This is a genomic window from Pseudoxanthomonas sp. GM95, assembly GCF_900109775.1.
GTDB lineage: Bacteria > Pseudomonadota > Gammaproteobacteria > Xanthomonadales > Xanthomonadaceae > Pseudoxanthomonas_A.
The window spans coordinates 1,219,704-1,235,954 of sequence record NZ_FOAX01000002.1 but is presented as its reverse complement, the minus strand read 5'-3'; the positions used below and the strand labels follow the sequence as shown (position 1 = coordinate 1,235,954).

Sequence of the window (16,251 nt, the reverse complement as noted above, 5' to 3'; positions counted from 1 at the left end):
CCTGAAACGCTAGAACTCGAACGCCGGCACGCGCTGGCCGGCGTCGTAGCCGGCGTGACGGATCCGGTTGCGGCCTTCGGACTTGGCCTGGTACAGCGCGCGGTCGGCGGCCTGGAACAGGGCGGTGGTGGTGTCGTCCTCGCCCATCCAGTCATGCCGGCGGATCGCCACGCCGATGCTGACGGTCACGTGGCCCAGCGGCGAGGCCGGATGCGGAATCCGCATGTGCGAGACCGCCATCAGCAGCCGACGCGCCATCTCGTCGGTGGCCTCCGGGCTGCAGTCCGGCAGCACCACGGCGAATTCCTCGCCGCCATAGCGGGCCACCATGTCGCTACTGCGTTGCAACGTCGACTTGAGCGCGGCGGCAACCTTGACCAGGCAGCGGTCGCCCAGCACGTGGCCCTGGCTGTCGTTGAACTGCTTGAAGTAATCGATGTCGATCATCATCAGCGAGCAGCTCACGCCGCTGGCCAGGGTTTCGCGCATGCGCGCGTCCAGCGCGCCGCGATTGGCGATGCCGGTCAGCGGGTCCACGCCCAGCTGGCGCTGCAACTGCTGGTTGCTGCGGTCGGCCAGGTCGGCCTGGTCCTCGTGCTGGCTCTGGATCACCGCCACGCGCAGGCCATACATCACCGCGGCCAGCAGCACCGCCGCCGCGCCTCCGAAGAAATTCAGCCGCGACAAACTGATCCCCAGGATCAGCACGCCCAGCGCGATCGCCACCGGCGCGAACGCCGCGATCGTCCGCACCGTCTGCAGTGAAGGGCGATAGCGGCGCAACCACGTTGGCGGCGCGCGCCAGGCCATCAGCGCCACCAGCACGAAGGCCAGGTCGATGATCGTCGGCCCCCACCAGGTCTGGCCGCTCATATCCAGGCGATTGAAGACGGCCGCGGCGGTCGCGTTGCACCACAGGAACACCGAGGTGATCCAGTAGAAGTAGCGCCGACTGGTCGTGCCCGCACCGAACAGGCGCACGCTGGCCAGGATCGCCAACGAGAAATCAATCGCGTCGGCATGCCAGATCGCCAGCCAGATCGCCGCCGGATCGCCGGGGTTGTCACCGCCCATCACGGTGGAGATCAGCAGGATCAGCAGTGCCGCCAGCAGCACCGACATGCCCGCGTCCAGGCCCTTGACCAGGGCCGGCTCGCGGCCGGTGAAGGCGCTGGTGATCAGATACATGCAGGGGATGGTGTACATGGCCGACAGCACGTTGGCCCCCATCCCCAGTCCCTGTGCATGAGCCGGCCACAGCACCGAAGCCAGGATCATCAGCGCCCACAGCACCTGCATGGTCAGCGCGAGGGCCAGCAGCAGCCATAGCGTGCGTGCCATGCCGTGGGCACGCACGCGCCGGTGCAGGGTCGCCCCGACGGCACTGCAGAACACGCCGATCCGCAGCAACTGGCCGGTGACCTCTGCGTGCGCACCGCCGCCTGCCGCCACCCACAGGTGCAGCAGCATCAAGCAGAAGCCGATCGCGGCAAAGCGCATGCTCAGACGTTCCCCAACGCCATCTCCCCCGGCGCAATCGCGCCTGGCTGCAAAATGGTAGCGCACCGCCCTGCGGGCGGCCGTGCACGCCAGCACAGGCCCAGGTCGGTGAGCCCAGGTCGAAGCGGCGTCATGACGCCACGGCGCGGGCGGCGGATGCGACCGGCGCGACGTCGCTTTCCCAGCGATTGCGGCCGTCGCCCTTGGCGCGCTGCAGGGCGGCATCGGCATCGCGCAGCAGCGGCCCGACGCGCTGGCGACGCCAGGCCGGCCGGCTGGCCACGCCGATGCTCACCGTCACCACGCCCGAATCGGTCGCCGCATGGCCGATGCCCAGGTCCTGCACCGCGCGCAGCAGGCGCTGGGCCACGACCGGCGCGTGGGCCGCCGAGGTATTGGGCAGCACCACCAGGAAACAGTCCTCGCGCCAGCGCGCGACCTGGTCGCCGGCCCGCATCAGGCTGGACTGCAAGGTGTCGCCGACGCGCTCCAGCACTTCGTCGCCGGTCTCGGTGCCGTAGCGCAGGTTGAAGGCAGTAAAGCGGTCCACATCGACCATCAGCACCGTGCAGGTGCTGTCGCTGCGACCGCGTTCGCCGAGGATGCGCTGCAGGTGCAGGCGCACCGCTTCGCGCGCCAGCACCACCGCGGCGGACATCCCATCGGGCGCGATCTCGAACCGGCGCTCGTCGCGCACGCGCAAGGTCTGGTGCATCGCGCACAGCACCAGCGCCAGCACCGAGGCCACGATCGTGGAGACATGCCCGTGCTGCCACAGCAGCAGGCCGCAGCTAGCGATCGCCAGCGCCACCAGCATCGGGATGCCCCGGCAGAGCCGCCGCGCCAGTTCTGGCAACAGGCGCCACCGGCGCACGCGACGCGGCAGGCCCAGCGCCACCGCCCAGCTCAGCACGAACAGCGGCCACGCCGGTGCCAAGGTGGCGCCGATGGACTGCGCATCGCCCAGCCCGCCCAACGCCGGCCGCCCCTGCACGGCATCGGCCAGCAGCACCACGAACACCGCCAAAAACAGATTGCCGCGTGCCAGGTCCGCCGTGGCCAGCAGGCGCACCAGCGCCATGAAGCCCATCAGCATCCACGCCACGCCGCTGCCGTGCAAGCTGGCCAACATAGCGAACAGCAGCGCCAGCAGCACTTCCAGCACCAGCACCGGCGAGACGCCGCGGCCGCTGGGCGCACTGGTCACCAGCCAGGCCGCGCCGGCCAGTTCAACCGTTGCGGCGATCGTGACCCATGTTTGCAGCCCGGCCGCGGCGGCGATCAACCCCGCGACACGGGCGCAGACCAGGCCGCCCACCATCCACCACTGCCAGCGGCCGGCCAGGCTTTCGCTGGCGCGGGACCGCCAGCTCACGCCCAGCAACGCCAGGAATCCCAACACCACGGCAAGGAAAAGGGAGAGCGCGCCGGTCCCCGCACCGGACTGCACGCTCAATCCCACCCCCACCCAGACCACCGTGCCCAGCACGGCGAAGACCAATCCCAACAACCGCCCATGCGCAACCACGGGTCCACGCAAGACCGACGGTTGCCCATCCCCCTGATCCGTTACCTGCATCCGTGCCTGTCGTGCTGCCTCCTGCTGGTCCAGCCCATCGCGCATTCCCACTCCGAAGCGGTGGGCGCCCTGGCCCACCATCCTGTTGTGGGCCGTATTCAGCAATTTCCGTGCCGACTTTATTTTTCGCCAACCACCTCACATTCCCGAGTCGGAAGTTCCGTTCGCCGCGTCGCTGCATGACGCTGCACGTCACCGGGGTGATCGGCACCGGCACACGCCACGCGCTTGCGTGACGCGCGCCACCTCACCAGTCCAACCGAAGCCCCGCATTGCCCTGCAGGGTGCGCCGGCGCTGGTCGTCTGTGCTTCCCAGGTTGCGGCTGTAGTCGGCGACGAAGAACACGCTCGCATGCGCGCCCAACCGCGCGGCCACGCCCGCGCCGAACTCCAGCATTGGCGCATCGCTGCGGGTGCGGAGCACGTCCTGATCGAACGCCACCCGATCCGTGCCGCCGCTGCCCTGCCACAGGTTGAGCTTCAGATATGGCTGCCAGCGGTCGCGCGTGGTCGGGTAATCGCCGGCCAGGCGCAGGCCGATGCGGCCGATCCACTGCGCGTCCGCATCGAAAGCGATCTGCGCGTAGGGATCGGCCTGCCGGTCGAAGTCCAGCCGCTGCCAGACCAGCTGCGCCTGCGGCTCCAGCGACCAGTGCGACTCGTCGCGCCAGCGCACCGGCTTGCCGACTTCCAACGAGGCGGTCAGCCCATCGCCGTCGGTGTCGATCCCGATCCCGCGCGCCGATGTGGAATGCCCGTCGAAACGATGGCCCATCAGCACCGCATCCAGATAGGCGCCCTCCGCACCCACGCGCGTCCAGTAGAGACCGAGGTGATCGTCATCCATCTCCGCACGACCGGCCTGCAGGTGGTTCCACCCCAGCGCGAAGCCGCGCACGTCGCCCTGCATGCGGCTGTGTCCGACGAACACGCCGACCTGGTCGCGGCGCCCGGCGTCATCCACGCCCGCATACAGATCCAGGCCCACCTGCGCGCCGGACAGCGATCCGTCGAAAGCCGGCGCCGCATCGCCGCGCCATGCCACCTCATCGCGCTGGCCGAAAACCCGCAGCCAGGCCGCGCGGGCCACGCCCTCGCCTTGCAGCAAGGCCTGTTCGCCCTGCCGCTCGTGGAACGTGCCCAGCGCTGCCTGCGCCAGTTCGCGCGCCAGCGGCACGGTCGCCGCGTACACCGGCACTTCGACGCGATAGAGCGGGATGACCTCGCCCTGCGCCGCCACCGCGCCCGGCGTTGGCGGCGCGACCTCGCCTACCGGCAGCGGCGCGGGCGTGACCGGCACTGGTGGAATGGCCGGCGACGGTGTCGGCGGTTCGGCTGCGACCGGGTCGGCTGGTGGCTCGGGCGGCACCGGTGGCGGCACCAGCGGATCGGGGTTGTCCGGCACGTCAGGCGGCGCGGTCGCGATCGGCGGCGGCGCGGGCGGCGTGGGTTCGGGCTCGACCGGCGCCGGCGGCGACACCGGCGGCTGGGCCGGATCCGGCGCGGGCGCCGGCGTGCTCGGCGTGGGCGTGTTGACCAGGGTCGAGCGCAGGTACCAGTTCTCGCCGGTTCCGGCCGACACGCCGCCCTTGAACAGGAAGTATTCGAACGCGCCGGCGGCCACCGTGCGATCCAGCGCGAACGCCGTGGCGCTGGAAGTCGCGCCATTCACCCCCTGCACCACCAGGATGCCGTCGGCCAGCGTCGCCGCGCCGGTGCCGCCGGCGTTGACGATGCCCAGCCCGGTCGTGCCGCTGGCAGAGCCGCCGTCGAGCACCAGCCGGTCACTGGCCGAGGCATCGTCGCCCAGCACCGTGTCCAGGAAGATCGTGCCGTTGTTGCCCGCGTAGTTGCCGGTGATGGTGAACGCATCACCGACGCGCGCCCCGTTGGTCAGGTCGATCCTTCCGGCGTTGACGACGTTGACCAGAGCGCCAGCGGTGAACGGCGCAATCGCCGTGTCCATGCCGCCGGCGTACACGGTGCTACTGGCGTCAATCTGCAGCGCGCCGGTGCCGGTGCCTGCATCGCCCAGGCGCAAGGTGCCATCCATCAGCAGTTCGGAGTCGTTGTTGAGCGCGACGGTTTCCCAGCCCGTCAGCCGCGCGACGCCGCTGAAGTCCACGTTGTCCAAGGTCAGCGCATCGGTGCCGCTGCCGCCATCGAGCTGCGGCAAGGCGCCGAGGTTGGCGGCGGTGAGGTTGGACAGGGCCGCCGTGTCGTTGCCGTCGGCCAGGTCGACGATGCCGTAGACGATGCCGCCGTTGTCCCAGCTGAAGGCATCGTTGCCGAAGCTCATCCGCACCTCGCCGCGGACCACGCCGCCGGTGATCGCCACGCGGTCGTCGCCCCCGCTGACACTGATGTTGCCGCCGATGTAGCCATCGCGCAGGTAGATCGTGTCGCGCCCGAACCCGGTCACCAGGTTGCCGTCGATCGTGCCACCGGACATGTCGAAGGTGTTGTCGTCCAGCTTCATGTTGACCCGGCCGATCCGGCCGCCGGTCATCTCGGCATAGTCGCCATCCTCAAACGCACCGACGATGCGCCCGCCGGTCATGCGGAACGTATCGAGGTTGTCGCCCTGCAACAGCGCGCCGACCTGCCCACCGCTCATGACGAAGTCATCGACACCCGCCCCCTGGCTGACGATGCCGTCGATGGAGCCGCCGCTGATCTGCACACGATCGGCGCCGGCGCCCTGGTCGAGGCTGGGCAGACGCCCATCGGACATGACGAACGCATCGTCGCCATCGCCCTGGGTAACCGCGCCGGTGATCGCCCCGCCCTGCATCTCCAGCCGGTCGGCACTGCTGCCCGTGCGGATGCCGCCGGCGCCGCCACTGATGCTGCCGCGATTGACGATGCTGGACGCGCCCGCGCCTTCGAACGACACGCCCCAGCCCGCCGCGGCGCTGATGCTGCCGTCGTTGATCAGGCTGCCGCCACCGGTCGAACGCAGGCCGTGCGCGCCCGCTCCGGTCACCACGATACTGCCGGCGTTGTCGAATACGTTGCCACTGCCCCCGTTGAAGAACACGCCATTGGCACTGGCGCCGCTGGTGACGATGCGACCGCCGGCGATCTGCTGGATCGTGTTGTCGTTGCCGTCGGCCTGCACCGCATCGGCCGTGGCACCTGCGGTTTGCAGCAGGCCGCTTTGCTGGACCCGGTTGCCGCTGCCCTGCAGGTAGACCGCATCGAAGGCATTGCCCGCGCCCAGGGTGATGCTGCCGGCGCTGTCGAGCACGCTGGCATCGCGCAGGGCGACGCCGGCGCCGCTTGCGGTCTGGATCTGCGCGCCGGCAAGCAGGTTCACGCTGACGCCGGCGCTCCCCGCGACTGCCTGGACACCGTTGGGATCGGGATTGGGCGCCTGCGCATCGCAGGTCACGGACTGGCCGCTGGTCGGCGTCGTTGTGGAACAACCGGCCTGGGCGTTGGGGGACCAGCCAGTCGCCAGGGCGCACAGCACGCTGGCGAGGGCGCCGGATAACGGCGAAACACGGGGCGCGTGCATGCAACTCCTCCCTGATGCCAGGCGATGCACGTTCCATCGCTGGCCTGACCCGCCCCTGTGTCACCGGCTTTTACAGGAGGTGTCGGTCGACGCCACGTGAGGCCAAGCGCGCGATTCGCGCCCCGCACCCGACGCAGTGAAGCCTGCGCTTCGCATGGATGCGGCGCACAGCTGCGTCGTGCGCTGACGCCCTGCGTCACTTCAGGCGTGATTCCAAGGGAATTGAACGCGCCACGCCGGGCCTTGGAGGCCAGCGGCCGATGCCGACACGATGCGTATGAATGGCGGAATTTCGCGCGTATGCGCGTCCTGTGACGCAACGCTCATAATGGGTGGCACGCATTTTGCTGATTCCACCTATCCCCCATTCCTCTGGCCGGCAGGCAACTGCCGGCATCCCTGCGCGACATGTCCGGAACCTACAACCCTCTCATCGTCCTGGCGTCCTATCTGGTGGCGGTCTTTGCCGCCTACGTCGCGCTCAGCATGACCGGCCGCATCACCGCCAGCACCGGCCGTGCGGCCAAGGCCTGGCTGGTCGGCGGCGCCTGCACGATGGGTTTCGGCATCTGGTCGATGCACTTCGTGGGCATGCTGGCCTTCAAGTTGCCCGTCCCGCAGGGCTACGACCTGCTGATCACGCTGTATTCGCTGGCGATCGCCATCGTCGCCTCGGCCTATGCGCTGTGGATGGTGACCCGCGCGACCCTGCCGACCAGCCAACTGCTCGGCGGCGGCACGATCCTGGGCGTGGGCGTCGCCGCGATGCACTACTTGGGCATGGCCGCCATGCGCATGCAGCCCGGCATCGATTACGACCCGATCTGGTTCACCCTGTCGGTGGTGATCGCCATCGCGGCCGCGATCGCGGCGCTGTGGCTGTTCTTCCGCCTGCGCAGCGAACGCATCGCGCACCTGTTCGCCTTGCGCGTGGCCGCGGCCGGCGTGATGGGCCTGGCCATCATCGGCATGCACTACACCGGCATGGCCGCGGCGAACTTCCCGCCCGGCAGCCTGTGCGGTGCGGCGTTGAACGGCGGCATCTCGCCGCCGCTGCTGGCCGCGTCGGTCGGCATCTCGACCTTTGCCATCCTTGGCATGGCGCTGGTGACGACCGTGCTCGACCGTCGCCTGCAGGAGCGCACCGCCGCGCTGGTCGCCTCGCTGGAAAAGGCCAACACCGAGCTGACCCACCTGGCCCTGCACGACGGCCTGACCCGCCTGCCCAACCGCGTGCTGCTGGAAGACCGCCTCAACCAGGCCATCGAGAACGCGCGCCGCGCCAAGCGCCGCTTCGCGGTGATGTTCATCGACCTGGACGGCTTCAAGGGCATCAACGATGCCTACGGCCACCACGTCGGCGACCGCCTGCTGCTGCAGCTCTCCTCCAACCTGCTGGAGAGCCTGCGTTCGGAAGACACCGTGGCCCGGTTGGGCGGCGACGAGTTCGTCGTGCTCACCGCCATCGATGCGCCCGAAGACGCCGCCACCATCGCCCACAAGCTGATGCAGCTGGCCAGCCTGCCGCTAGAGATCGACCGCAACGAGATCGCCGTGTCGGCCAGCATCGGCGTGGCAATCTATCCCGAGGACGGGCGCCGCGTGCAGGACCTGATGGCCAATGCCGATGCGGCCATGTACGCGGTGAAGGAACGCGGCCGCAACGGCTACCAGCTGTTCGAGCCGGATATGAACCAGGGCGCGCACGAGCGCATCGCCCTGACCCAGGACCTGCGCCGCGCGATCCAGCGCAACGAGCTGTATCTGGACTACCAGCCCAAGCTGGTCGCCCCGGCCGGCCCGATCACCGGCGTGGAAGCGCTGGTGCGCTGGCGCCATCCCGAGCGCGGGCTGATCATGCCCAACGACTTCATCTCGCTGGCCGAGCGCTCCGGGCTGATCATCGAGCTGGGCCGCTGGGTGCTGGAAGAAGCCTGCCGCCAGCTGGCCGAATGGCGCGCCGACGGCTATCAGCTCGGCAGCATCGCGGTGAACCTCTCGCCAACCCAGTTCCGCTCGGACCTGCTCTACCACGACGTGCGCAGCGCGCTGACGCGCCACGGCCTGCCGCCGGCGTCGCTGGTGCTGGAGATCACCGAGTCGATGGCCATGCACGATCCGGAGAGCAGCCTGGAGATCCTGCGCAAGCTGTCCGAGCTGGGCGTGAGCATCTCCATCGACGACTTCGGCACCGGCTATTCCAGCCTGATGTACCTGAAGAAGCTGCCGGCCAGCGAGCTGAAGATCGACCGCGGTTTCGTCCGCGACCTGACCACCGACAGCGACGATGCCGCCATCGTCTCGGCCATCGTCGCGCTGGGCCGCACCCTGGGCCTGCAAGTGATCGCCGAGGGCGTGGAAACCAGCGAGCAGCAGGCGCTGCTCACCTCGCTGGGTTGCACTTCGCTGCAGGGCTACCTGCTGGGCCGGCCGAACGACTCGGCTACCGTGCGCGGTGGCTTCCAGCGCCAGCAGGCGCCACGCGACGACGATCGCGATGCGGATCCGGACATCGCGTTGGACGGCCTGGTCCCCAGCTTCAGCTGATGGCATCCGGCGCCAGGCGGGCGCACGGGACACCTCCGCGTGTGCGGGCGCACACCGGGCGCTGCCGCACGGGATCGTCCGCGCGGTAACAGCGCATCAAAGATGCCGGGCGTGAAGAAATCCTTCGGCTGCGGGCACGGTGTGTTGACACCACCATCGTGAGCATGGGGTTCCCCCGCCAGCCACATGGAGTCCTGTTGCCATGGCCGCCCGCAAATCCGCCACACGCTCTGCCCCCGCCGCCAGAACCGCCGACCTCCGTGGCCAGGGCGATGAACTTCATCAGCAAGCGGGCGGCACGCATCCGCCCCTGACCACCAACCAGGGCATCCCGGTCAGCGACAACCAGAACTCGCTGCGCGCAGGTCCACGCGGGCCGACGCTGCTGGAAGATTTCGTGCTGCGCGAAAAGATCATGCATTTCGATCACGAGCGCATCCCCGAACGCATCGTCCATGCCCGCGGCACAGGCGCACATGGCTACTTCGAACTGACCAAGTCGCTCTCCCGATACACCACCGCCAAGATCCTGACCGAGGTCGGCGAGAAGACGCCGCTGTTCACCCGCTTCTCCACCGTGGCCGGCGGCGCCGGCTCGGTCGATACCCCGCGCGATGTGCGCGGCTTCGCGGTGAAGTTCTATACCAAGGAAGGCAACTGGGATCTGGTGGGCAACAACATCCCGGTGTTCTTCATCCAAGATGCGATCAAGTTCCCCGACCTGATCCATGCGGTGAAGATGGAGCCGGACCGCGGCTTTCCGCAGGCAGCCAGTGCACATGACACCTTCTGGGACTACATCTCGCTGACGCCCGAGGCGACCCACATGATCATGTGGGCGATGAGCGACCGCGCGATCCCGCGCTCGCTGCGCATGATCGAAGGTTTCGGCATCCACAGCTTCCGCCTGCTCAACGCGAAGGGCGAAAGCACGTTCGTCAAATTCCACTGGCGACCCAAGCTTGGCCTGCAGTCCACCGTGTGGGACGAGGCAGTCAAGCTGGCCGGCGCCGATCCGGATTTCCAACGGCGCGACCTGTTCGAAGCCATCACCGCCGGCAACTTCCCCGAGTGGGAACTGGGCGTGCAGCTGTTCACCGAACAGGAGGCCGAGGCGTTCCCGTTCGATCACCTGGATCCGACCAAGCTGATCCCGGAAGAACTGGTACCGCTGCAGATCGTCGGCCGCATGGTGCTGGACCGCTGGCCGGACAATTTCTTCGCCGAGACCGAACAGGTCGCCTACTGCCCGGCCAACATCGTGCCCGGCATCGACTTTTCCAACGATCCGCTGCTGCAGGGCCGGTTGTTCTCGTACCTGGACACACAGCTTTCGCGCCTGGGCTCGGCCAACTTCCACCAGATTCCGGTGAACGCGCCCAAGTGCCCGTTCGCCAACAACCAGCGCGACGGCCACATGCAGACCCAGATCCCGAAGGGTCGGGTGGCGTACGAGCCTTCCTCGTTGCAGGACGACAGTCCCCGCGAAACCCCGACGGGCTTCCGCAGCCATGCCACGGCCGACGATGGCGTCAAAGGTCGCGTGCGCGCGGAAAGCTTCGCCGACCACTACACCCAGGCACGGTTGTTCTATCGCAGCCAGAGCAAACCAGAGCAGGCGCACATGGCCTCGGCACTGGTCTTCGAGCTGTCCAAGGTCGAAACGCCGCACGTGCGCGAAGCCGTGGTCGGCCAGCTACGCCACGTCGATGGCGACCTGGCCCAGCGCGTCGCCGATGGCCTGGGCATGGACGGATTGCCGCCCGCGCCGCCAGCCGCCGTGGAGGCACAGGACATGCCGCCCTCGCCCGCCCTGCAGCTCATCGGCAAGATGAAGGACACGCTGAAAGGTCGCACCGTTGGCATCCTGGTCCACGACGGCTCCGATGCCGCAACGGTCAAGGCCTTGCAGAAGGCCGCCACCGCAGCCGGTGCAAGCTGCAAGCTCGTGGCGCCCAAGCTGGGCGTGCAGCTCTCCGATGGAAAAAGGCTGGCCGCCGATGGTCAGCTGGCCGGCACGCCGTCGTTCGTGTTCGATGCGGTGGCGGTGATTCTCGATGCCGAAGCCGGCAAGCGCCTGGCCAAGGATGCGGCCGCGATCGATTTCGTCAGCAATGCCTGGGCGCACCTGAAGGCCATCGCCAGCGATGCGGGCGCGCAGCCATTGCTCAAGGCCGGCAACGTTGGCAAGGACGCGGGTATCGTCGATGCGGCCGACGCCAAGGCGTTCATCACTGCAGCCAAGACCCGGCAATGGGCGCGCGAACCCAAGCTGCGCATGCTCGCCTGACGCTGAGCTAGTCCTACCGATACAAGAAGGCCGCGGAAATCCGCGGCCTTCTTGTATCGTGCGGCGCTCCAATCCGCAGTCTGAATCCCGTTATTCGCACGTCTTCGGCCTATTGGCCACGCGGGGGATGCGGCATGCCGTCGGTCGAAGCAGGCTGCATGTTGGCATCGTTGCGCTCGTCGTTGGTCCGCTTGCCGGTCTGCTCGCCCCGGTTCGGCGCCTGCCCATTCGGCATGCGCGCCTGCTCGATCACGTTGTGCGGCGGAACAGGCGCTTCGGGCGATGTGTCTTCTGCATGTTTGTCGTGCTGGCTCGTCATTGCAATCTCCTGCGGCATCTGACCGCTTAGGCGTTGTGCTTGCGGGTGCGCGCGGCTTTCCTGGCGGCCGCTTTGCGCACGGTGGGGCCTTTGGTGCTGGCCGCTTGTTTGGCAGCTGCCGACCGGCTGCTCGCGGTCCGCTTGCCTGCGGCGCGCTTGGCCTGCGTGGACAGCGCCTGCTGACCGACGGTCTTCTTGGCGGTGGTCTTCCTGCTCGCCGTCTTGAGCGCTTTCTTGGCAGCGGCTGCACGTGGAGGCGACGCCTTTTTTGCGACGCCCCCCTTCTTTGCAGCCTTGCTGTCTTGCGCGGCCTTCTTCTTCACCGCCTTGGATGCCGTCTTCGCAGGTTTGGCGTCAACTCCGTCCCGACGGGCCTTGGAAAGTCCGATGGCAATGGCCTGCTTGGTGCTTTTGACGGCGTGCTTGCCGTCGCGGACGTGGTCGATTTCTTCACGAACGTACTCGCCGGCCTGCGTGCTGGCGGATTTGCCTTGCCGCTTGTCGCGGGCGACAGCCTTGCGGGTGCGGGCTTCGGGCATGTGTGTGCTCCCACGGTGGATCCGAACACCTCGAGATGTAGCAGCCCTTCGGTAAACCTGCTGTCTCGACTGCAGCAGCCGGCCGGCATGCCTCGTTAACGACCGAACAGGCGCGAACACGCCTAGCAAGACGCCGCACGCGCGTCACGCCACATGCCGCACGTGGCATGACGACCTTGATGCAGGCATGTCATGCCGCCACCAGCGTCGGTGATGCAAGGCGAACAGGTTGCGATGCAGCACCCCCGCGTGAGCGCAGGACGAGGCCGTATCGCCCAGCGCACTTAAAAATTTTAGGTCACGACCTTCGTCACAGGTCGGCTCCAGACACGCGAAACAGCCGGCCGCTGCGTGATACGGTCCGTGTCCGCCATCACAACCGGGGACCACGGGCATGCGGCATCAGCAGTTATCCGGCATTGCCGGGCGCCAAATTTTGAACGTTTTAGGTTTGCTCGGCTGCCTGGTCGCGGCGCCGACGCTGGCCCAGGCCGCGACTGGCCTGACCGCCGCGCAGCAGCAGGCCTTCGACGCGGTCGATCCCTTTATCGGCAGCGGCGGCGAAGGCCACACCTTCCCCGGCGCCACCCTGCCCTTCGGCATGGTCCAGCTTTCGCCCGATACGCAGATCAAGTCGCGCAAGGATGGCTACGGCTGGGCCGCGGGCTATCGCTACAGCGACAACACGATCGTCGGGTTCTCGCACACGCATTTCTCCGGCTCGGGCCATTCGGACCTGGGCGATTTCCTGATAATGCCGACCACCGGCGAGGTCAAGCTGGAGCGTGGCGAGATCGACAAGCCGGGCAGCGGCTTCACCTCGCGCTTCGACCACGCGACCGAAACGGCCAAGCCCGGCTATTACGCGGTGACGCTGGCCGACTCCGGCGTGCGCGCCGAGCTGACCGCCACCGCGCGTGTTGGCCTGCATCGCTACACCTTCCCGAAAGGCAAGCCGGCGCACGTGATCTTGGACATGCGCACCAGCATGTACGACTACCCGGGCAAGGTGCTGTGGTCGCGCGTGCGCGTGCGCCCGGACGGCACGGTCACCGGTTTCCGCGAAACGCGCGGCTGGGCACCGGGCCGGCAGCTGTATTTCGCCATGCACTTCTCCAAGCCGATCACCGGCCAGTCGCTCAACGACACCGAGAAGGACGTGATCTACAAGGGCTTCGCCACGCCCGGTGACAAGGACCCGACCAAGCGCGCGCAGATCGAGGGCCGCCAGCTGGTGGGCAACTTCGACTTCGGCGATGCGGGTGGCCAGGTGCTGGTGAAGATGGCGATCTCGCCGGTCAGCGAAGACAACGCCATTGCCAACCTGGAAGCCGAAGCCCCGGCCTGGGATTTCGACGGCGCCCGCGAAGCGGCCAAAGAAAAGTGGGCCACCGCACTGGCCGCGGTCGAGGCCAAGGGCAGCCAAACCCAGCGCACCCAGTTCTACACCGCGCTGTACCACACCTTCCTGGGGCCGACCTTGTTCATGGACGTCGATGGCCGCTATCGCGGCCCGGACAACGCCGTGCACCAGGCCAAGGGTTGGACCAACTATTCCACCTTCTCGCTGTGGGACACCTACCGCGCCCTGCATCCGCTGCTGACCCTGGTGCAGCCGCCGGAGCACACCAACGACATCGTCAACTCGCTGCTGGCCTCACGTCGCGAAAGCCCGTACGGCATCCTGCCGGTGTGGGCGTTCAACGGGCTGGAGACGTGGTGCATGATCGGCTACCACGCCGTGCCGGTGATCGCCGATGCCTACATGAAGGGCATCCGCGGCTACGACACCAAGGAAGCCCTAGACGCGATGGTCGCCAGCGCCGACTACGGCCCGTACGACGGCATCGCGCAGTATCGCGAGCTGGGCTACGTGCCGATCGACGAAGAAGGCGAAGCCGCGTCCAAGACGCTGGAATACGCGTTCGATGACTGGACGATTTCGCAGGTGGCCAAGGACATGGGCGATGCGAAGATCGCCGGCGAGTTCGACAAGCGTGCCGGCAACTGGAAGCACGCCTTCGATCCGTCCACCGGCTTCATGCGCGCGCGCAAGCGTGATGGCGCCTTCCGCGAGCCCTTCGATCCGACCGCCAGCGGCTACGGCACCGACTACACCGAAGGCAACGCCTGGCAGTACTCGTGGTACGTGCCGCAGGACGTGGCTGGCCTGATCCAGGCGCACGGCGGCGCGGACAAGCTGCTGGGCAAGCTGGACGAGGCCTTCGACGCGAAGGTGGATCCGAAGATTTTCGAGCACATGGAAGACATCACCGGCCTGATCGGCTGGTATGCGCACGGCAACGAGCCGGGCCACCACGTCTCCTACCTGTACGCCTACGCCGGCCAGCCCTGGCGCACGCAGCAGCGCCTGAAGCAGATCATGGACACGCAGTACAAGGACGCGCCCGATGGCCTGGCCGGCAACGACGACCTGGGCCAGATGTCGGCCTGGTACGTGTTCAGCACGCTGGGCTTCTACCCGGTGACGCCGGGCAGCAACCAGTATGTGATCGGCCGGCCGTTCCTGCCCAAGGCCACGCTCAACCTGCCCAACGGCAAGCGCTTCACGGTCGTGGCCGACGCGCTGGACGCCAAACACACCTACATCGGCAAGGTCACGCTGGACGGCAAGCCGCTGGACCGTGCCTACATCACCCATGAAGAGATCATGGCCGGCGGCGAACTGCACTTCACCATGCAGGCGCAGCCGAACAAGGAATGGGCGACAGACCTGACCAAGCTGCCGTATTCGATGTCGGCCAACTGATCGACATCAACACGTGAAAAAACGCCGAAGGGCTGGTCGCAGGACCAGCCCTTCGCTGTTTTAGTGCTTGCTCGTCGTACGCGTGGCGTTGCTTATCTGCTGTGCGGATGCGCCTGCGCAAGCGGATCTTCAACCGCGGAATCGGCTTCCTCCTGGCCGTCGTGTTGTGCAGGCGCCTGCTCGGGCATGGGCTCGGCGGCGCGCGGGTCCATGTCGGAGGGCGGGATCGGGTCGGTTGGATGGGTCGGCATGGGCGCACCTGTTCGCATCGGAAGCGCACAGGCTGCGCCGCGCGGTGTCATGACCGCGCCAGCACGGCGTGAAGCCAGCTTCAAAGATGCGGCGCGAGGGCCTGGTTGAAGTTGGCCGGCAGGCCTGCGGCCGTGACGACGGCAGCCTGGCGCGACGGGGAGCCGGATTCGATCGCCGCCTGCAGTTCTAGTTCGCCAGAGCGCGCACTGGACGGCCCACGCCACGGCTCGATCGCGGCCTGGGCGAACGCCGCGCCCGGCGTGGCCGCCGGGCGCAACAAGCCCATCACTGGCCGCTGCAGGACCGGCATCGTGACGAACAGCATCGTCACGGCCATCGCCATGCCACCCAGGCCGATCACCGCGCGCAGCGGCCAGGCCGGGCGCGTGGCCTCGCGCAGCGACAGCACGGGCACTTCGACAGGCAGCGGCTGGACGGCAGGTGCGGCGGCCTCCAGTGAAAGGCTCAAGTCGTGTTCTTCCACCAGCGCCAGCTGGTTGTGGTGCAGCGCCGCCTGGTAGGCCGCGACGGTGAAGCCAGCCGCGCCGATGAGCACGCTGCGCGTGGCACCGGCCTCAAACGCATCCATTGCCAGCTGCCGCACCGCGCCCTGCGGGAGCGGACCATGCACGCGCGCGTAGGCATGGACCAGCACGTGGTCGCGTCCCTGGTGCAGCATCAGGATGGCGTCGGGCAGATTGGCGCGTGCGTCATCGGGCAACGCCAGCGCCTGCACCTCGAACTTCCGCGCGCGGTAGATTGCGGCCAGCCGTTCGGCAGCGGTCGTCTGCACGCCGTTGGCACCGGCATGGCGCCGGCTGGTGGAAGTGAAGCGCTGCATGGTGAAGCCCCTGTTCTCCAGGTCCCCTGATCAGAGAACTTGAAGGTGATGTACTGGAGCGCGGCCGCCGCGACAAGCGCGGTGTTGCACCGCG

General features: G+C 67.9%; 10 protein-coding genes. 3 read left to right on the top strand and 7 right to left on the bottom strand.

The window, feature by feature from the left end:
• Positions 1 to 9: 9 nt before the first annotated feature.
• From BMZ17_RS13490 to BMZ17_RS13480, 3 genes are all read right to left on the bottom strand, one after another.
• Entirely contained in the window at positions 10 to 1,500 is a 1,491-nt protein-coding gene (locus tag BMZ17_RS13490; RefSeq protein WP_139202923.1) for a GGDEF domain-containing protein, read from the bottom strand.
• A gap of 130 nt (positions 1,501 to 1,630) precedes the next feature.
• Positions 1,631 to 3,007, bottom strand: a complete 1,377-nt coding sequence (locus BMZ17_RS13485; protein ID WP_175485583.1) for a GGDEF domain-containing protein — start codon at positions 3,005 to 3,007, stop codon at positions 1,631 to 1,633.
• A 319-nt stretch (positions 3,008 to 3,326) separates the two neighbouring features.
• On the bottom strand, positions 3,327 to 6,599 hold the full coding sequence (locus BMZ17_RS13480; protein ID WP_139202921.1) for an autotransporter family protein: 3,273 nt from the start codon (positions 6,597 to 6,599) through the stop codon (positions 3,327 to 3,329).
• A gap of 408 nt (positions 6,600 to 7,007) precedes the next feature.
• Here BMZ17_RS13480 and BMZ17_RS13475 point away from each other — a divergent pair, with 408 nt between their 5' ends.
• Positions 7,008 to 9,146, top strand: a complete 2,139-nt coding sequence (locus BMZ17_RS13475) for a putative bifunctional diguanylate cyclase/phosphodiesterase (protein WP_093139059.1) — start codon at positions 7,008 to 7,010, stop codon at positions 9,144 to 9,146.
• 202 nt (positions 9,147 to 9,348) lie between these two features.
• Complete coding sequence (locus tag BMZ17_RS13470; RefSeq protein ID WP_093139058.1) at positions 9,349 to 11,436, top strand: catalase; 2,088 nt, start codon at positions 9,349 to 9,351, stop codon at positions 11,434 to 11,436.
• A gap of 109 nt (positions 11,437 to 11,545) precedes the next feature.
• Here BMZ17_RS13470 and BMZ17_RS13465 read toward each other — a convergent pair whose 3' ends face one another.
• On the bottom strand, positions 11,546 to 11,755 hold the full coding sequence (locus tag BMZ17_RS13465) for a hypothetical protein (RefSeq protein WP_093139057.1): 210 nt from the start codon (positions 11,753 to 11,755) through the stop codon (positions 11,546 to 11,548).
• 26 nt (positions 11,756 to 11,781) lie between these two features.
• Positions 11,782 to 12,294: a DUF6496 domain-containing protein gene (locus BMZ17_RS13460; RefSeq protein WP_093139056.1), complete on the bottom strand. Its 513-nt coding sequence runs from the start codon at positions 12,292 to 12,294 to the stop codon at positions 11,782 to 11,784.
• Between the two features lie 436 nt (positions 12,295 to 12,730).
• Between BMZ17_RS13460 and BMZ17_RS13455 the strand changes: the two genes are divergently transcribed.
• A complete protein-coding gene (locus BMZ17_RS13455) occupies positions 12,731 to 15,064 on the top strand; it encodes a GH92 family glycosyl hydrolase (protein ID WP_256371054.1) in 2,334 nt (777 codons plus the stop codon).
• A 92-nt stretch (positions 15,065 to 15,156) separates the two neighbouring features.
• Here BMZ17_RS13455 and BMZ17_RS21165 read toward each other — a convergent pair whose 3' ends face one another.
• Positions 15,157 to 15,315 (bottom strand): hypothetical protein, encoded by a 159-nt coding sequence (locus BMZ17_RS21165; protein WP_175485582.1) that lies wholly within the window; start codon positions 15,313 to 15,315, stop codon positions 15,157 to 15,159.
• 80 nt (positions 15,316 to 15,395) lie between these two features.
• Positions 15,396 to 16,157 carry a restriction endonuclease gene (locus tag BMZ17_RS13450; protein WP_093139054.1) on the bottom strand — a complete coding sequence of 254 codons (762 nt, stop codon included), beginning with the start codon at positions 16,155 to 16,157 and terminating at the stop codon, positions 15,396 to 15,398.
• Positions 16,158 to 16,251 lie beyond the last annotated feature (94 nt).